Below are 18685 nucleotides of genomic sequence, written 5' to 3' on the forward strand. Positions count from 1 at the left end.
TCATGAGTGAACACGAAAGCCTATTCGGTGCCCCCTTCTTGAAGGCCGAAAACAAGGGGCTTTACGAACCGCACGGTTCCGAATCGCTCGGTATCTCGGCCGAACGCTCGATCAAGCACAACCGCGAGGTGGCCGCGAAAATACCGCAGTGGGAAGAGTGGCGCGCGGCTGCGAACGCGGTCAAACGCTACGCGATCGCGAACCTCGACAAGTTGCTTGTCGAATTCGAGAAGAACATTTCGGCACGCGGCACGACCGTGCTGTGGGCAAAAGACGCCGCCGAGGCCAACCGGCACGTCCTCGACATCGTTCATCGCCATTCGGTCAAGACCGTCGTCAAGTCGAAGTCGATGGTCTCGGAAGAAATGGAACTCAACCACGTGCTGGCCGAGGCCGGCGTGCGGGCGCTCGAGACCGACTTGGGCGAATACCTCGTCCAACTGGCCGAGCAGCGACCGACGCACATCGTCACACCGGCCTTGCACCTGTCGGCCGAAGACGTGGGACGATTGTTCGAGCGAAAACTCGGCGAACCGTTCACCGCCGAACACGAGGCGCTCACCGACATCGCCCGGCGGCACTTGCGTGAAGAATACTTGCGGGCGGATATGGGCGTCTCGGGGGTGAACTTCGGCATCGCCGACACCGGCTCGATCTGCATCATCGAAAATGAGGGGAACGCCGGGTTGTCGACCACGGCCCCGCCGGTTCACGTCGCCCTGATGGGCATCGAAAAGGTGATCCCCTCGATTCGCTATCTTCCCTTGTTTTTGAATTTGCTCGCCCGTAGCGGAACGGGGCAGCAGCTTACGACGTATACGCACTTGCTGCACGGGCCGACGCCCCATCGCAAGCAGTATTTGATCATCTTGGACAACGGACGGTCGAACGTGCTGAAGGATCCGCACGCCAGAGCGGCGTTGTTCTGCATTCGTTGCGGGGCCTGTTTGAACGCGTGCCCGGTCTACCGCCGCGTAGGCGGATGGGCCTACGGCTGGGTCTACCCGGGACCGATCGGATCGATCTTGACGCCGCATCTGGTCGGTTTGGAGCAAGCCGGGACGCTACCGTTCGCCTCGTCGTTGTGCGGTGCCTGCGGCGAAGTGTGTCCGGTGAAAATCGATATCCCGCATCAGCTCGTTCACTTGCGGCATCGTGCCGTGGAGGAACCGTCGCCGGTGAAAAGCTGGACGGAACGGCTGACCTGGCAGATGTGGTCGTGGGCGATGCGCGGTCCTGTGCGATATCGCCTGGCGATGGGCTGCGTGCGGTTGGGCGTGCGGTTGGCGCGGTTTCTGCCGTGGCATCCCGGCAAACTCGGTGCGTGGACACGGGGTAGGGCGTTACCCGACGTCCCCGGCGACACGTTCCGCAATTGGTGGAAACGCAACGGCAGTCGTCTGGTGCCCAAAGACGTTTCTTCCGGCGGGACGGGAGGTGAAGCATGAGCAGTCGCGACGAAATCCTGAATCGAATTCGCACCCGCTTAGCCGATGATCCGCCGCTGGAACGGCCGCCTGTGCCCGAGGTGTGGGCCAAAACCGATCCCCCCTTGGAACCGATGATGGAACGGTTCGCAAGCGAGCTGGCCGCCGTGCAGGGCGAGCTGTTTCGCGTGCCCGATGTGAATGCGGCGCGGAAGCAACTCGAAACGTTGTGCAGCGAGTCGAACTACGGCGAGATCGTCGTTTCGGGACATGCCCTGGCTCGCGAGACGGCGACCGGTCTGTCGGTGCCCGTTCGCGAATGCAGCGACAACCCGGTGCCGCGCGATTTGGCCGACGTGCCGGTGTCGCTGGTCGAGGCCGACTACCTGTTGGCCGATACCGGATCGGCTCTGGTCGACTGCCCGACGCCGCGGGAACGTCTGTTGTGCTACTTGCCTCCGGCGTGCGTGATCGTGACACGAAGCGATCGTGTGCGCGAGCACATGCCCGCGGTCTGGGACGACATTGCCTCGCGAACGGCCGAACCCGATCGGCGGGGTGAATTCGTGATCATCACCGGGCCCAGTCGCACGGCCGATATCGAAAAGATTCTGATTCTCGGCGTCCACGGTCCGAAGCGCGTGGTCGTTCTGGCCGTCGACGGCTGACGGAACGCGTTTCTTGTCGCACGACCGCAGGCGATGGAAGGGTCGGTGGGATTATTCTTCCGGCTGTGACGCGGCGGGCGCTTCGTCCGAAGGTTCCGGTGGTTCCTGAATCAGTTCGCGGACCGGTTCACCCCGCTTGTACGATTCGAGTTCTTTTTGCAGGGCTTCCTTTTCTTCCGGATCCCCCAATTCGACGGCCTTGGCCGACCACTTCTTGGCCGATTCGAAATCGCCCAGCTCGGCATAGGCGGCCGCCAGCGTGCTCAGAATGTGGGCTTGCTGGTAGTTGGTCAACTCGCAGGCTTTCTTGGCCAATTCCAATGCCCGCTTGCCGTCACGCAACTTGGGGTCGGGCGACGTGCACAACAGCCAGGCGAGGTTGTTGAGGACACCGTCGTCCTCGGGGGCGACTTTCAAGGCTCGTTCGTAGTCGGCGATTGCTTCGGCCTGCTTGCCCATACTCAGGTAAGCGTCGGCCCGTCCGCGAAGCGCGATCAGGTTGTCGGGTTCGAGTTTCAGAACTTCGGTGAATTTTTCGACCGCCTTGGCGTGGTATTTCTCGGCGGCGTAGAGCAGGCCGAGTTGAAGTGCCGATTGGACATCTTGTGGCTGGGCCTTTTCGATCCGTTCGAGATCGGCGATGGCTTCTTTGAATTTCCCGGTTCCGGCGAGCATCGATGCCCGCATGCGGATGAGCTGCGGATTGTCGGGTTGGAGGCGAATCGCTTTGTCGAGATCGGCCAGGGCTTTTTCCGTGTCGTTGAGTTCGTTGTGGACGGCCGCCCGCAGCAACAGCGCCCGCACGTCACGCGGATCAAGCTCCAAGGCCTTGTCGAGATATTCGATCGCCTGATCGAACTTCTCTTGAAGTGCGGCGATGCGCCCCCGCTGGAACCACGGCAGCGACTGCTCGGGCAGGAGTTCATCGAGTTGTTCGACGACTTTCATCGCCTGATCGAATTGTTTCAACTCGACCAGACAATCGATCTTGGCGACCACGGTGCCCGCATGGTTCGGATCCATCTCAAGGGCTTTGTCGAAGTCGTCGAGTGCCTTGTCGAATTGTTCTTGTTGGGCATACAGCAATCCGCGAAGCCGCAACGGGACCGGGTTGTCGGGCAGCAGTTCGATCGCCTTGCCGAGCGTTGCGATCTTCTCTTCGGGTTTTTCCACCAACTCGGTGCGAAGCAAATAAGCCTGGGCCGACAGATTGCGGTCTTCAGCGGCTTTTTCGACCGCTTTGTCGACCGCTTCCAAGGCTCGTTTCCGGTCGCCGCCGGGCATCATGTTGAGTTGGGCGACGAGGAGCCACGCCTGCGGCTGGTTGTCGTCCCAGCTCAGGGCGGTCTCGAGATCTTCCAACGCCTGCTTGCGAAGCATCTGCCAGCTTTTCGGCGGCCCGACAAGCGTGGGGCGGACGATGGCCTCGGCGATCGTCATTCCCCGCTGCAAACGGGCGGCGTTTGCCAACTGCTTGGCGAATTCGGTATTCGCCTCGTCCAGTCCTTCTTCGATGGCCTGTTCGCAAAGGTCGATTACTTTGCCCAAATCTTCCAGACTTTCGGCGGCCAGCTTGGCCTCGATGGCTCGATCGAGGGTCGCCTGGCCGGCGTTGGAAACCTCGTTCTCGCTCGCCTCTTGTGCGGCGGCCGGAACGGCCAGGCAAAGCGACAACACGAATACGACAACCGACGGCCGACGAAGCATGACGGCGACTCCTTCAAAGCAGTGGGGAAACACCGGCGACCGAGGCGGCCGCGGGCGGGATTCGTCCAATCTACACAAACAATCTGCGTCGCAAGCGAATTCTATTCGGAAAACTCGCTGTGCGTTTCCTATTTTGCAGGGGGCGGGCGGCGAAAGGCAAGATCGAATCGGTATTTCTTGAACCCGCCGCGTTGGGCACGGTACCGTTGATGTCCGTCTGCTGCGGCCGTTTCCGCGATGCGATCACGGGGCATCGACGATGTCGTCGCGCGGAGGGGAAGGCGAATCAGGGGAAGTCGGTCGGATGGGAGGCTCGACGGGCGGGCGCGTTCGACGCTTCTTGCGGCGACCGAAAAGGTATCGGGAGCCGAGTTCGACGAGCATGCGGCCGCCTTCGGTGATCTGCGTTTTCGTTTGGGCCCAACGCTGCTCGCGACGCAGCGCGGCCGTCGCCCGCAAACGGCGAACGCGATAGGCCTGATGCAGCACGTGGCCGATGGCAGCGGTCAGGCTGTCGGGGCTGTCTTCGAGGTTGTACACGCGGTCGGGATGCGTACAGACGGGCGCGATCGCCTCGCGTTCCATTTCGAAGATCGTCGCCCACCGATCGACTTCGCGGGAAACGCTGTGTTCTTTTTCGCAAAGCGGCGCTTCGAACGCGTAGGGCGGCGACCATTCGTCTTCTGGAGGAAGCCGGTCGATGTGCGTCAAGGCGACGACCACCGGCGGTTGAAGACGTTTCGGATTGCAGGCGAAGAAGCCTCGCAACTCGGTGAGAAAGCGCTGTTGCGGGCCGGACACCGCGGAATTCGCCGGGCACACCAACAGAATCAGGTCGGCCGAAAGCACTTCCTTCTTCCAGCGGGCGAACGGGTCTCGCCGGTCGGTGCGATCGAAACCGGGCGTGTCGATCAGCAGGAGACGGCCGAAGTCTTCTCGTTGGACGACGTAATGATCGACACGGGCGGTCGGAGGAATGTCGTCGGTCGGCCACGGGGTGCCGCATATCGCGAAAATCAAACTCGTCTTGCCCGCACCGCGCGGACCGACGACCAGCACGCGCAACGGTGCTGCCGTTTCTTCCACGTCGAGCCGCCGCGCCTTGGCGACGGCCTTTCGGTCTTCGGCCGGGGCGTACGACTTGAGCGAATCGTGTTCGATCAAGGCCCTGCCGGAGTACAGCTCGATCGCGTAGTAACCGATCCGGCGCACGGCAAAGCCGATCGCCCATCGGCGAAGTTCTTCGACCGAGCGGCGAAGCCCCGCGCTTGCCGCCGATCGCTGGGCCTCGGCCAAGATGCCCGATCCGGGTGAGACGATGAACCGAAAGATGCGATACGCGAAATAGAACCGCTCCCCCATGGACGACAGATGACGCATCCGCTCGAAGTCACCCATCCGTACGATATGGGCACCGGGGACGCGACGCTCCAGGACTTCCCGCAATTCGGCGGCCACCTTTTCGACGATCCGCAGCACGTCGGGCAACGGCGTTTCCAGGGTCGGGGTTTTGCTGTCGGGATAATATTCCTTGGCTACCGTCTCAAGAACGCGGGAGAGTAGTTTCCAGGCGTCTTCGGGGGAATTGAGCGGAAACGTATCGTGTTCGGCCTGAACGGCCAGCTCGTCGACGACTTTCCAGACCTCGCGATCGTGCGGCGGCCAGCCCTCGGGAGGTTCGCGATTTTGCGGCAAGGGGGCCGTCGAGCCGCGTTTTCCGAGCGACAAGAGCGCCCAACCGACCGCGGTGATCGCCGCCGAGACGGCCAGGTAGAGCCACAACCATCCCTGGCGATAGCACCAATACCCGCCCGCGACGATCAACACCCCGTAGGGGATCGCCAGCAACACAAGTCCGGAAAACCACAACCAACGCGTTCGTTTCATGAAGACCGGAAAAATCGTTTTGCGGCGGTGCTATCCGTCACGAGCAGGAATTGTTTGCGAAAAAAAAGGGGAAGGCGCAGCGAGGGCGCAGGGCGTCTGTCTTCGTTATATCTGAAACGATCCCCCCGCGGGGATAGTTTTTCGGGACCGGCCGACAATGCGGGAAGATTCCGCAGATTAGGAATGGCAGCGGGGATGGGTAAGAAAGGAGGCGTCGCGACGATCGCTCCGATCAGGATCGGGCGGTGCTCGGATTGATTGCGATGCCTTTCCGTTTGACGCGGGCGCTCAGGTGAACGTCGGTTCCCACCTCCTCGATGCGGATGTCGGACAATTGGACGGCGCGGTCCATCGACTCCCGTCCGCGGCCGGCGACCGGCGTAAAGCCCTCGCGACCGCCGACGATCTTCGGGGCTACGAAGGCATGCACCTCGTCGATCTGGTCCAAATCGAACAGGTTGCCCAACAGCGTGCCGCCGCCTTCCACCAATACGTTTGTCATGCGGCGATTGCCGAGTTCGTCGAGCAGGTACAGCAGGCGTTCGGCGTGCGTTTCGCCGGGGCATCGCAGGATTTCGACACCGGCCTCCATCAAGGCGGCACATTTGTCGGGCGGTGCGCCTTCGCCCACGGCCAACAGCACGGGCCAATCCTTGGCGGTCTTGGCCAGTTGGCTGTCGAGATTCAATCGGGCCCGGCTGTCGACGACGATGCGGACGGCGCGGCGTAATCCTTCGGGGCGGGCGGTCAACAAGGGATCGTCGGCCAGGGCCGTCCCGCTCCCGACCATGATGCCGTCGACGCGGCCGCGCAATTGATGGACCATCGCCCGCGACTGTTCGTTCGACACCCAACGGCTTCGCCCCGTATAGCTGGCGATCTTTCCGTCGAGCGTCATGGCCCACTTGGCGATCATCCAGGGGCGCTTTTCGCGGCATAGCTTCAAATAGGGGGCGTTCAGGGCGACCGCCTGGGCTTCGAGCAGGCCGATTTCGGTCGTGATGCCCGCCGCCTGAAGTCGGGCGATGCCGCCGCCGTCGACCTGCGGAAAGGGGTCCTGCATCGCGGCGACGACGCGTCGGATGCCGGCCTGGATGATGGCTTCGGTGCAGGGAGGCGTCTTTCCGTGGTGACAACACGGCTCGAGCGTCACGTACATCGTGGCGCCGCGTGCTCGATCGCCGGCCAATCGCAGGGCCTCGATTTCGGCATGCGATTCACCGTAACGGGTGTGGTATCCTTCGCCGACGATTTCGGCTCCGCGCGCGATGATGCAGCCGACCATGGGGTTCGGCTCCACGGCGCCTCGGCCTTTGGCGGCCAACGTCAACGCTCGTTGCATGTGCCAAATGTCGATCTCGGAACGTTCCATCGCAAAAGGATCCGAGCCGCGATTTTCTGCATCACCGGATGAACGCGAGGAGGAATCGAACAAGATGAGGCTCCCGGCTGCGCGACAAACGGGAACGGAGGAAACCCTCAACACCTTCGGCGGCCCAAGTGCCGAACGACGAAATCCTCGAAACAAGGTTACGACGCCGTCGGCACGTCGTGAGCGGGGAGCCGTGCCCGAATCATGGATGCCGCTGAGGGGGAGACGCCGCAGTCGAGGCCTCGTTGACAGAAATTGGACGCTGCAATGGTGCTGATGATACCGCGTTTTCGGCCGATTTACAGCAGGTTCCGGCGACATTTTTCCAATTTTTAGTGCGAAAAAGACCGGTGGTCGACGGGCTGCTGCACGACCGTCGGCACACGACAAAAGCATGTTTCATGAGCAAATACGAATGATGCCGTGCCGAAACGAACGTGAATGAAGCATATCGTCCATCCTCACGAGGGGGTGAGGATGGTTTTTGTCGATTATTTGTGCATCGGCGGTCGGAGCTCGTCCATCAGCCGCGAGGCGGCTGCTTCGCCGCTGCGAACGGCGCTTTCGAGTGTGCCGGGCCACGACGTAGCCGTCCAATCGCCCGCGACGACCCAGCCGGAAACAGGGGTTCCTTCCACCGGTCGTGCGCGTTCCATTTCGGGATCCGGCGGCAGCACGGCGTGACGTTCCCACACGAGTCGTGCGTGCACGGCTTTCGCTTGCGAACGGGGAAAGTGCGCCTGCATTTGGTCGCGAATCGCATCGCAGGGATCGCCTTTTGCCTTGCTCAGCAGGCGATCGGCCGCGCTGATGACGACTTGCGCGTACCAATGCGGCTGCGACTTTTCGGGCTCGCTCGTGGGGAAAAAAGCCCATTGTCCCAAACCGTCGAGCAATGCCGCATTCGGTAGCTGCGTAAGGGGGCGGTCGTACCACACATGCACCGTGGCGATTCCGCAGGCGGTCAGTCGCGAACACGCGGCGCGTAAGGTGGATAGTTCTTCGTGGGGTGCGAACAGTTCGGTTACCTGCCGGGGAGGCACGGCCGTGACGACGGCATCGAATCGCATCGTTTCACGCTCGCGATCGGCGTGTTCGACTCGCAGGCGAAAGCGGCCGTGCGTGCCGCTTTCCGATTCGCGAACGATCTGCCGCACGCGAACACGTCGGCGGATATGAATTCCCTTTGCCTCCAGCGACTTCGCAACGATCCGATCGAAGAACTCGGCGGACGAGGTATCGAACATGTAGATTTCATGGCCCCGACGGCGGCGGAAGAACATTTCGTCGAACACGAACGCAGCCGTTTGGGCGGGAACGTATTCCGGCAGTTCATTCAAGGCACTGATGAGAACCGGGGCGAAGAATCGGCGAAGAACGATCTCGGGTACGCGACGGCGGGCAAGGTACGCCGTGATCGGGACGTCGAGTCGCTGTCGGTCGTTGCGTCGCCGATCGCGAACGAGCGACCGGAGCGATCTCGCCAAACAAAGGCGATCCCGCAACGAAAGAAAACGCAATTGTCCCAAGCCGGGCATCCAATGCAGCGGCGGGGGCAGCCACGTCCACGGTCGAAAGGAAAACACGCCGCCTCGATTGTCGACGAAATACAATCGTGATTGCCGTTGAAGATGCGACCGAACATCCCATTCTTCGCACAGTCGCAGGAATCGCTCGCAGCAGCCCATCACCAGGTGCCGGCACGTATCGAGCATGATGCCCGCGAACGGATCGAGGAACGAATTCGCCCGTCCGCCCAGCACGCGACGCCGCTCGAAGACCGTGACCACGAAACCGGCTTCGGCCAACCGCCACGCCGCCGTCAGTCCCGCGGCACCACCGCCGACGACGGCAACCCGCGGACGCCGATCGTCGGGAGAAGTGCCGGTGGGCGAAGTGTTCTCGGTCATGCCAGGGCGAGCGGTCAAGGGATCAACGGGCGGTTCGGCAGCAGCAGGCGGCGAAGGACCAGGCGGCGCTTTCGCATCCGGGGCAACGTGATGCGTCGAAATGCGAGCTCGGAAGCGTGTCGTTTTACTTCGCAAAACAGGGCGAAATACACGTCGAACATCGCGCGAAAGATCAAACGCCCCCGTTTCATCAGGTAGCGATCGGTTTCGGCGGCACATTGGAACAGCGCCTGCGTCCGTTCCAATTGCGCGGCCACGACCGATTCGAACCGCGGATCGGCGAACAACCTATCGAGGTCGTCGGCTGCAAGCCCCGCGGCGTGTAGGTCGCTTTCGGGCAGGTAGAAGCGGCCTCGGCTGCGGTCTTCCGGGATGTCGCGCAGGATATTCGTCATCTGGAAGGCGATGCCGCAATCATCGGCGGGCGCGAAGACGGCCGGGTCGTGGTACCCCCAAATGTGAATGCATGCGCGCCCGACTACGGACGCGACGCACCGACAATACTCTCGCAGCGAGTCGAAATCGGAGAACGTTTGAAACTCCAGGTCGCGTCGCACGCCGCGAAAGAAATCGGTGAAGACGCCGGCGGGGATGTCGAACGCGGTCGCCGTATGCGCCAACGGCGGCACGATCGCGGCGTGGTGCAGCAACTCGGCGTCGCAAGCATCGTCGGCCCAGGAACGCAGGCGGTCTTCGATCGACGCCCAATCGGGATCCGACGCACGAGCCGCCTCGAGCGTGTATTGCAACATCGCTTCCCAGCGTTCGAGACGAGGTCCGAGTGAGGAACTCTCGGCGGCGGGCGCGTCGACGAAATCGTCGGTGACGCGCATGAAGGCGTACAAGGCGTCCATCGCCCGACGCTTCGCCCCGGAAAGCAAAAAGAAAGTCGCGTAAAAGCTGCTGTGCGCGCGGCGTCCGATCTTGCGACAACGTCGATAACCGGCTCGCAGGGCAGAGGGGAGCGAAACGGACGGCTCTTTTCCCGTTGCCGCAGGGCGATCGTTGTCCGGCTGATTCGATAGCGGCTCGCTCATCAGACGCCCTCCGCCGCGAACCGTCCGCGTTTGACCTGCCACCACGTGCGGACGACGAGCAGGAACTTTTGCTGCTTGGTGAGTTCCGGACGTCGGTCGAAAATGTCGTAATCGACCTCGCGAATCGCCCGGCAGATCGCCAGTCCTCCGGCGACAAACAGGGCGGTCGGCACTCGCAGGTCGCCGGGCATTTTGGCCACCAAAGGCACGCCGCGTTTCAGGTACGCCTCGGCTTGATCGACCAGGCTGTGCATCAGAAGTCGGAAAGAGGCATCGATTTTACCGACTTCCAGAACGGCGGGATCGCAGTGGAAGCGGCGGAATTCCGACTGCGGCACGTAGATGCGCCCGCGTGCGAAGTCGACGGCGACATCCTGCCAAAAATTCGCCAGTTGCAACCCCGTGCAGATCGAGTCGGAAAGCGAGATCCGCTCCGGCGTGGCGCAGCGGCCCAGGTGGAGCACCAATCGTCCCACCGGATTCGCCGAATGACGGCAATAGTCGATCAATTCTTCGAAAGTGTCGTAGCGGAACTTTTGTTGATCTTGCCGAAAGGCAACCAGCAGATCCGAAAAGGGCTCGATAGGGATCGCGTAGCGCGAGATCGTTTCGGTGAGGGCGATCGTGACCGGATGCACGGCATTGCCCGCGAAACAAGCCGACAGTTCTCGTTGCCACCATTCGAGCAAGGCGGCCGCCTGCTGCGGCGATTCGGTTTCGTCGGCGAGATCGTCGGCCCAGCGGCACCAGGCGTAAATGTTGCAGAAATCCTGCCGTAGGTCCCTGGGTACGAATCGCGAGACGACGGTAAAATTCTCGTAACGGCTGCGGGCAAGCGCGCGGCAATAGGCTTTGGCCCGTCGCAGAGAGATCGGTTGCGGCGGGGTCGTCGGCCCGTACTGCTGCAAATCGGCAAGAAATCGCCGACGCCGTTGCTCGTGTTGCGGCACAGCGGCAGAGGCGGGTCGATTGTCGGGTCGCGTGGCGGCGTCCATCATCGGGTTCGGTCGTTTCGAGCCGGGTGGTCGTCGATTGCCTATTATGCCGTAGCAGAGGTTTTCTGCCGAGTGTCCGCCGAAAAGTCGGTCTTGCCTGTTTCGGCCGCTGCAAAACGACCCCTAACTTTCGGGATACGAACCAGATGCGAATTTTGCTTGCCTCGCCCCGCGGCTATTGCGCAGGGGTGAACATGGCCATCGCCGCGTTGGATACCGCCCTTGCGCGCTTCGGAACGCCGCTTTACGTATTCCACGAGATCGTGCACAACCGTTGGGTGGTCGAGCATTTTCGCGGCCGGGGAGTGATCTTCGTCGATTCGATCGACGAGGTCCCCGAAGGGGCCGTAGTGATGTATTCGGCCCACGGGGTCTCGCCCCAGGTACGGCAGCAGGCGGAGGCAAGGCGCTTGCAAACGGTCGACGCGACCTGTCCGTTGGTGACCAAAGTGCACCGCGAAGCCGTCCGCTTCGCCGCGGAAGGGTACGCGATCATCTTGGTGGGACACGCGGGGCACGACGAAGTCGTCGGCACGATGGGCGAGGCACCCGAGGCGATTCGGCTGGTCGGCAGCGAAGAAGACGTCGACCGCCTGGAATTGTCCGCCGATGCCAAGGTCGCCTACCTGACGCAAACGACGCTTTCGGTCGACGACGCCGAACGGATCGTTCGACGGCTGAAGACGCGGTTTCCGCACATCGTCGGTCCTCCCCGCGACGACATTTGTTATGCGACCCAGAACCGCCAAGAGGCCGTCCGGCAGGTGGCCTCGGCGGCGGATATCGTCCTGGTCGTGGGCAGCCGAAACAGCTCGAACAGCCGACGCCTGGCCGAGATCGCCGAATCGATGGGCGTCGCGGCAAAATTGATCGATGGACCGAAACATTTGCAGTCGCAATGGTTTCACGCCGATCAAACCGTGGGCATTACCGCCGGGGCCAGCGCGCCGGAGCACCTCGTCCAGGGCTGCATCGACTGGCTGAAAACCCGCTACGACGCCGTGGTGGAATCGGTCGCCTTGCGCGAAGAGAATGTTCGGTTTCCGCTTCCGATCGAATTGCGGTCGGAATTCGACGCCGCGTCGTGACCGGCAGCGGCCCGGCAACAGCGGTGTTGCTTTGCCGTGTTCCGGCATTGCCGCTTGTGTTGCGAACCGGATAGAATGGCGGCCGTGCTTGTCGAGCTTTTCTTCGGCGTGGATTGACGGTGCGGTCCGGCGGACGACGAGTTGCCCTTCGATGCAGATCTCCGACCTCGAGTTTCATTGGATCCCTCTTCGGGAAGCGTACGCCGAATCGTGCGGAACGCGTCCGATTCGGGGCCTGCTGTTGGTGCGCCTCATCAGTGACGGAGGTTTGGAAGGTTGGGGCGAGACGCCCACTTCGTGGCGGGAAGACGAAACGGCAAGTCGCCGTGAACATTGCCTGCCGTTGGTGGCCGGTCGGAGCGTGTTTGCCGTCGAAGAGTTGTTGCGACTGGACGGCTTGGACGATTTCGGTCTGCGCTGTGCGCTGGAAGTCGCCTGTCGAGATCTGATCGGCAAGGTGGCCGGACAGCCGCTTTGTCACCTGAGCGGCGGCATGTTCCGGGATCGGGTGCCCGTCGCGGTTCGAGTCGAAGGCGACGCGGTCGACGCGGCGGTCGTCCGCGCGAGGGAGTTCTTGGAAGCGGGGTTCACGACCCAGGTCTTGGTTGCGTCGGGACGTCTCGAAGAAGATTGCCGTCGCTTTCTCGCGGTGCGCGAGGCGGTTCCCGATCATATCGACGTGCAACTCGACGCCATGTGCCGATACACGATGGACGACGCCCGCGAGTTGTGTGCGTCGTTGGAGGAATTCGGCAATCCCGTGGTGATCGACCCGGTGGCCGAAGGCGATCTCGACGCCGTGACGCGACTGCAGCGCCAGGTCAATGTGCCTTTGGCCGTCAAGCGAGGTATTCGAGAGCCGGCCGACGTGCTGCGTCTGCTGCGCAGCGGCGAAATGAAACGTGTGATCATCGATCCGATACGTGTCGGCGGAATGACGCGTGTGCGGGAATGCGCCGTGGTGGCCGGCAGCGGCGGGTTGACTGCGGCGCTGGCCGTTTCCACCGCGGCAGGGCCGGCGACGGCGGCGATGATTCATACGGCGGCCTCGACACCGGCGGTCAGCGGGTGTTTGGAATGCCCTGTCGTGAGCATGCTCGAATTGGGAATCACCGGCCCGTGGGAAGTCGTCGACGGCATGGTCCATGTCCCCGACGGTCCGGGGCTGGGAATCGATGTCGATCTGCAACGGCTCGACCGCCTCGGCGAGTTGACCGGGTGAAGCGATTTGCCGCGTCCCGCCCGCGGATTCGGGACGAACGTGTTGCATGCCGCCAAGCGCAAAAAGAACGGGCCGCCGACAGGGAGCGGCCCTTGAAACGTCGTCGATCCGCGTCGATGGAGTGAGTGATCGCTACGGCGTCATGTCGAAATTCACATCGGTCTTGTCGCCGTTGATGGTGGCGGTCAGGCCCGACGATTCCGAGCTGCGATACTTGTCGGGGATGTTGTCGACCTGCTTGTACTCTTCACCGGGTGGCGAGTCGGGACCGCCCCCGACCTCGATGAGCGGCGGAGAAATGCTCACCTTGTAGTCGCCGGCGGGAAGTTGCAAGGTGTATTTCCCTTCTTCTCCCAGGTCGGCCGACTGCACGAACCCGGTTTGCGGATTTTCAAAGCTGATTTGACCCTCGGTGACGGGCGAACCTTGGAAGGTCACCGCCCCCGAGACCGTGTACATTTTCTCCTGGTTGCCGCTGTTGCAGCCGAGCAAAAGCGCCGCACCCAACAGTGCACCGGCGGCGAGAAAACGCGTCGTCTTGAACATGGCTTTCGTCACCTCTCTCTTGAATTGGTGGAAACACTTGCCGGAACGATGCGACATCGTACCCCTGAAAATGCGACTTGCATTCTTGCAGGCGAGCACCCAGGGAACCCGGCGGTAAGCAAACCGGCGCCGCCGTCGGGCAGCGCCGGATTCGATTCTCGACAACCGGCGATCGAAGTCGCCGAATCGCCGCACCGGCGATCAAAAAGCGTCGTTGCCGACGACTTCGCGGTCGTCGCGGTCGGCCAAAATCTTCAGCGTGTGCAGGTCGATCGTGTCACGAATGAAGTGGACCGAACCGTCCGCCAGTCCGACCTGGGCGCCGCCGGGGTGGGCCGAGGTCAACGGCGTGTTGCAGCGGTTGTTCTTCTGCCAATTCGCCAGCCCCTTCGGGTTCGGCGGTTGACGAATCGTCGTTTGCGCGTAGCAGCGGGTGTCGTCGTTCGATGACGAAAAGCTGTGCGATCCCGATTCGGCCCAGGTTCCGTCACCGTTGGGGACGCGCGGATTCTTACTTCCCATCCACGGACCGCTCGAGCTGAAGGCCGTGCGGAATTCACGGTTCTGTCCGATCCAGTTCGACTGTTCGACGAACGTGAGCGTGTTCGACGAGCCGTCGATCAAGTCCGAGAAGCTCCTCACGCGGTTGTTGGGGAACACCCCGCCGGCCGATGCGTAAGCACCGTCGTAGACATTGTGGTCCGTCGTGCGGTGGAGATCGCTACCTGCACAGCAAGCGTAGCTGGGCACCATGATCTTCTTGCCGGAAACCGTCCGCGTGTCGTCGAAGGGACTCGACGGACAACGATAGGCGTCGATCTTGACGTTGTGAAGAATGTTCCGAACCTGAACCGTACGCGGATTCGAGCTACCCAACCAGTAGTTCGTTTGGTAGCCGAACCCGATGGCGGCCAGTTGGTCGTACAGCGAGCGCTGTTCGACGTACGGCAACATGAACACGAACGCCGTGGGGCCGTGTCGTCCCGAGGTCATCACGACCGGCGGAAAACACTTGTACGAATCGTGATAGTTTTGAGCTGCCAAGCCGAGCTGCTTCAGATTGTTCGAGCATTGCGCTCGACGGGCGGCTTCGCGGGCGGCCTGCACCGCGGGCAACAACAGGGCGATCAAGATGCCGATGATAGCGATCACCACCAGCAGCTCGACCAAGGTAAAACCTTTTCGAGTGACGCGCTGAACCATAGCTGACTCCTACCTACCCAAAAACATCAAACATGAAAACCGAATCGGGAATCGGGGCATTACATTCCGCGAGCGCAGCCCCAACCCGTTGGGGCGCACTTTCCCGACGTGATGAGCACAACCCTAGAGCGACCGCAAGCTTCTCCCGCCCGCTATCGGGCAGGACACCTCTTCTCGCACTACAGACTGTTCCGAACGAGGTGGGAAACTGGGGAAAACTAATGGTATTATGGCATTCGATCGGGTGTAGTTCAATATAGTTGAGATTCCGAAATAATTCAGAAAAAAAGTGTGCATATGCGATATGCAGTGAAGTCGCAAAAAAAAGAACAAAGAGTTTGGCTTTTTCCGGAACCGCAATGCGACGGGCCGTGTTGCGTGAAATCGTTCGGTACACGCCGAATGACCCCCTTCAGAGAGGGGTGGAAACAGGCTCCCGGCCGAGCCGGTCAATGGAGGGGCATGGGACACCAAATTCCTAGCCCGACCGGGAGCGCATACGGGAAGCGGGCGACGCATTCGGGCAGACAAGCGAAACCTTCCACCGATTGCGGAAAACGCCGCTCGGCCGACCCTCGCGGCTACGGCGTCGGTCTCTCGACGAGACGAGCTATCTGAAGCATAGCTTTTTTCTCCGCGCGGGGGCTCTTGGCCGCTTCGCGAGCTGCCCGACCGAGTGTGCCGGTTTTGTCGGCTGCGAAAAGTCGGCGGGCGGCGGGGTTGTTGCGGGCTAGGGTCTTGTTTCCGGTGGCTGAAACGGTGGCTGTTCTCGCGGCTGCACGGGGGCGGTGGTGCGGATTTTCGGTGCTCGCGGTGCTTTCGTCGAACCGGTTCGGCGACGGGGGACGATGTCTCCACGGGGGAAGTGTGTTTGCTTGTCTTTCGATGCCCCCCTCGACGCGATTGCAATCCAGTCACAAGGGAAACGATGGCCATGTTTCGATCGGGATTGTACGGGATCGGTATTGTGCTGTCGGGCGCTGCCCTGGCCTGGGGGCAGTACGGTCTGACGGGGGCGCCCGAGCTCATGGCGTTTCCGCAAAGCTATTCTGCGGCACAAGCACCGCAAGACGCCTACGCGGCGCCGGGTTCGTACGGTTCTCAGCCCGCGAGCAGGTCGCAGGCATCGCCGTATTCGCAGTTTCCGGCACCTTCCGCGGCATTCAACGGCGTACCTCGGCCGCAGTATGCCTCTCAGGTCGTGCCGCAACCGGCGTATTACCCGGCAGGTCCTGTTGCCCCGGCGGCCATGCCTTACGCCGCGCCGCAACAATCTCGTCCCGCGATGCCGCCTAGCGGCGGATTGATCCCGGCGGCGGCGACGCAACCGGTACCGATCGATCAGGGCGAAGCACCGTTGTTGTTGGAGGCCCAGCCGCCTGCGACCTCGTCGTCGGACCAGGTCAATCTGATGGATCGCATGCTCGGCAATCAAGAGGGGGAAACGCTCGAGGCCCCGGTCATGCCCGACGGGGTCGAACCGGCCGACGACGACTGGAGCTTTTTCGGAACGGAGGCTTGCCCCACGTGCGGTTCGCCGTGCGGCGAAACCTGTCTGCCGCCGGTGCTGTGGTACGTCGATGTAGGCGGGCTGATCATGGGGCGGAACGACGCCAACCGCGTGTGGTTCTCGTACCAGTCGAACAACAACGCGAACCAGATCATGCACAGCCAGGATGCCCGCACCGGGTGGCAGGGCGGCTGGGAAATCACCTTGGGCCGGTATCTCGGCGGTCCCGCCGGCAGTTGCGGACTGCTGGGTGATTGCAATCCCTGCGCGCGTTGGGCGATTGAAGCGACCTACTGGGGAATCGCCGACATGGAAGGTGATTCGTCGGTCACCCATGCTTCGTACGTGAGCACGCCGTTGATCTTTACCGACGTCGTGTACGCCGATCCGTCGATCGTCGATCCGGTTACCGACCTGTTCTTCGGTGTGTACGAACAGAAGCTCGAGCGGCGCAACGACTTCCACAGCGTGGAATTGAACCTGGTGCGGCGCCGGATGGCCGACATGCCGCACGGGCTCGGAGTCGACTGGTTGTGCGGCGTGCGGTACTTCCGCTTCGACGAAGAGTTGCTCTTCGGTTCAAAGGCCCACAACGGCGCGTGGGGCGCGAGCCCGACCGAGGAAGGTTTCCTTTCGGATCGCACCGAAAACAACCTGGTGGGGGTTCAGTTCGGTTTCGACATGCGCTACTACTTGGGCTACAACCTGTCGCTGTCGTGCGTGCCGAAAATCGGCATCTATGGAAATCACATCCGAAATCGTTTCAAGGCCTATCGGGGGGACGGCGAGGTGTTCGGTCCCGATCCGACGCCGCCGTTGGGTGATCCGGTTTCCGGCAGCTATCCCGTCAGCTCGACCGACGATGCCCTCTCGTTCCTCACGCAAATCGATTTGGGCGTCGATTGGCAGATGACGCCGCGCTGGTCGGCCTTCGTCGGATACCGCGTGGTGGTTGCGACCGGCATCGCCTTGGCCGACAACCAGTTTCCGCCGTATGTCGTCGATATTCCCGAGATCGCCGATATCGACACGAACGGCGAACTCGTCTTGCACGGGGGCGTGGCCGGGCTGACGTACACCTGGTGACCGGTTTTCAGCAGGAGACATTTTTCAAAAACGACCTGCGAAAAAGCCCCGGCGATCCCGGCGATCTCCGGGGCTTTGGTTGTTTTGTAGACAATGCAGAAGCGATCCGCGCTCGCCGGAACGGTCTTCACCGCGGCATCTCGGGAATCTCGCGCCGACACACCCAGTAGATCGCGCGAATCAACATGCCGACGAACGACGCCTGGCGGAAATCGTCCTGATGGCCCAACGAGGTGTAAAACACGCGGGCGCCTTTGTAGGTACGCGTCCAGGCGACCGGCTGTGTCGACTCGGGAATCGAGCCTTGGAGCAACACCGTCGTATCGGGGGCGATCGACGGATTCTTATACAAGCTGCCCTTCGACACGTACGGCTTGAAGCCTTGAACGATCGGATGATCGGCCGCACCCGGCGCCGTCTCGATTTTCGGGTAGATCGTCTTGCCGAAATGGCCTTGGTAGTCGCCGCCGAAGACCTCTTTATCGAGTTCCAGCCAGTTCTGGAAGGCGTGGCTGGCGGTCCGAATACCCACCACCGGCTTTCCCGAAGTGAGGTATCGCTTTATCTTCTCGAGCGATTCGCCCTTGATTTCCAGCCGCCGCGTGAACAGCACCATGCAATCGCAGCGATCCAAGGCATCGAGACCGGGCAACTCGTCGACCGACGGCGCATACGCCTTGTCGCACTCGATGCCGAAGTTTTCTTTCACGTAAGCCGCGAACCAATCGAGCGACTTGTCCGACTCGTATTCGAACGAACCCGACACCAAGCACAGCCGCAACGGTGGTGCCGCGGGCCGAGAGGGCGACTCGGTCTCGATGAACTCGGCCAAGACTTCGCGGGAACGGAAGGCCGCCATGCCCGCCGACAGCCCCAACGTACCGTGGGCGGTATGAAAGATGAATCGGCGTCGATCGATGCGGGACATCGTTTATGACTCCCCAAGGTGTATGCTCTGGAACACGCGTATGAGGCGCGCCGTCGCCGTTCCATTATGCTCCCGCACCATGAGGAAATCCACGAATTC

Annotated in this window: 14 protein-coding genes; 5 read left to right on the forward strand and 9 right to left on the reverse strand. The window is 61.9% G+C overall.

From position 1 onward, the window contains the following. The first annotated feature begins 2 nt into the window (after positions 1 to 2). Positions 3 to 1448, forward strand: coding sequence for a lactate utilization protein B (locus ACYQ2I_RS02595; protein ID WP_460165431.1), 1446 nt, complete (start codon positions 3 to 5; stop codon positions 1446 to 1448). Further along, positions 1445 to 2095 carry a LutC/YkgG family protein gene (locus ACYQ2I_RS02600; RefSeq protein ID WP_460165432.1) on the forward strand — a complete coding sequence of 217 codons (651 nt, stop codon included), beginning with the start codon at positions 1445 to 1447 and terminating at the stop codon, positions 2093 to 2095. The genes ACYQ2I_RS02595 and ACYQ2I_RS02600 overlap by 4 nt, the downstream gene beginning before the upstream one ends. A 51-nt stretch (positions 2096 to 2146) precedes the next feature. Here ACYQ2I_RS02600 and ACYQ2I_RS02605 read toward each other — a convergent pair whose 3' ends face one another. From ACYQ2I_RS02605 to hpnC, 6 genes are all read right to left on the reverse strand, one after another. After that, positions 2147 to 3802 carry a tetratricopeptide repeat protein gene (locus ACYQ2I_RS02605; RefSeq protein WP_460165433.1) on the reverse strand — a complete coding sequence of 552 codons (1656 nt, stop codon included), beginning with the start codon at positions 3800 to 3802 and terminating at the stop codon, positions 2147 to 2149. A 243-nt stretch (positions 3803 to 4045) separates the two neighbouring features. Next, positions 4046 to 5689: a GTPase family protein gene (locus tag ACYQ2I_RS02610; RefSeq protein WP_460165434.1), complete on the reverse strand. Its 1644-nt coding sequence runs from the start codon at positions 5687 to 5689 to the stop codon at positions 4046 to 4048. Between the two features lie 232 nt (positions 5690 to 5921). After that, positions 5922 to 7061, reverse strand: a complete 1140-nt coding sequence (gene ribD / locus ACYQ2I_RS02615; protein WP_460165435.1) for a bifunctional diaminohydroxyphosphoribosylaminopyrimidine deaminase/5-amino-6-(5-phosphoribosylamino)uracil reductase RibD — start codon at positions 7059 to 7061, stop codon at positions 5922 to 5924. Between the two features lie 491 nt (positions 7062 to 7552). Continuing rightward, entirely contained in the window at positions 7553 to 8971 is a 1419-nt protein-coding gene (gene hpnE / locus ACYQ2I_RS02620) for a hydroxysqualene dehydroxylase HpnE (RefSeq protein ID WP_460165436.1), read from the reverse strand. A 14-nt stretch (positions 8972 to 8985) separates the two neighbouring features. Next, complete coding sequence (locus ACYQ2I_RS02625) at positions 8986 to 10008, reverse strand: phytoene/squalene synthase family protein (protein ID WP_460165437.1); 1023 nt, start codon at positions 10006 to 10008, stop codon at positions 8986 to 8988. Then, the gene (gene hpnC, locus ACYQ2I_RS02630) at positions 10008 to 11006 is read right to left on the reverse strand and encodes a squalene synthase HpnC (protein WP_460165438.1); all 999 of its coding nucleotides are present in this window, start codon (positions 11004 to 11006) and stop codon (positions 10008 to 10010) included. Before hpnC ends, ACYQ2I_RS02625 begins: the two co-directional genes overlap by 1 nt. 23 nt (positions 11007 to 11029) lie before the next feature. Here hpnC and ACYQ2I_RS02635 point away from each other — a divergent pair, with 23 nt between their 5' ends. Together ACYQ2I_RS02635 and ACYQ2I_RS02640 are read left to right on the forward strand one after the other, a co-directional pair. Beyond that, a complete protein-coding gene (locus ACYQ2I_RS02635; RefSeq protein WP_460165439.1) occupies positions 11030 to 12091 on the forward strand; it encodes a 4-hydroxy-3-methylbut-2-enyl diphosphate reductase in 1062 nt (353 codons plus the stop codon). Between the two features lie 151 nt (positions 12092 to 12242). Beyond that, entirely contained in the window at positions 12243 to 13313 is a 1071-nt protein-coding gene (locus tag ACYQ2I_RS02640) for a mandelate racemase/muconate lactonizing enzyme family protein (RefSeq protein ID WP_460165440.1), read from the forward strand. Positions 13314 to 13445: 132 nt separating this feature from the next. Here the strand turns inward: ACYQ2I_RS02640 and ACYQ2I_RS02645 are convergent, their stop codons facing one another. Together ACYQ2I_RS02645 and ACYQ2I_RS02650 are read right to left on the reverse strand one after the other, a co-directional pair. Continuing rightward, complete coding sequence (locus ACYQ2I_RS02645; protein ID WP_460165441.1) at positions 13446 to 13859, reverse strand: carboxypeptidase-like regulatory domain-containing protein; 414 nt, start codon at positions 13857 to 13859, stop codon at positions 13446 to 13448. Between the two features lie 201 nt (positions 13860 to 14060). After that, positions 14061 to 15062, reverse strand: coding sequence for a DUF1559 domain-containing protein (locus ACYQ2I_RS02650; RefSeq protein WP_460165442.1), 1002 nt, complete (start codon positions 15060 to 15062; stop codon positions 14061 to 14063). Positions 15063 to 15996: 934 nt separating this feature from the next. On the opposite strand from ACYQ2I_RS02650, the gene ACYQ2I_RS02655 reads away from it, so the two are divergent. Beyond that, positions 15997 to 17658 (forward strand): BBP7 family outer membrane beta-barrel protein, encoded by a 1662-nt coding sequence (locus ACYQ2I_RS02655; RefSeq protein WP_460165443.1) that lies wholly within the window; start codon positions 15997 to 15999, stop codon positions 17656 to 17658. A gap of 127 nt (positions 17659 to 17785) precedes the next feature. Here ACYQ2I_RS02655 and ACYQ2I_RS02660 read toward each other — a convergent pair whose 3' ends face one another. Next, positions 17786 to 18586: a ThuA domain-containing protein gene (locus ACYQ2I_RS02660; protein ID WP_460165444.1), complete on the reverse strand. Its 801-nt coding sequence runs from the start codon at positions 18584 to 18586 to the stop codon at positions 17786 to 17788. Positions 18587 to 18685 lie beyond the last annotated feature (99 nt).

Source organism: Thermostilla marina (assembly GCF_054657455.1).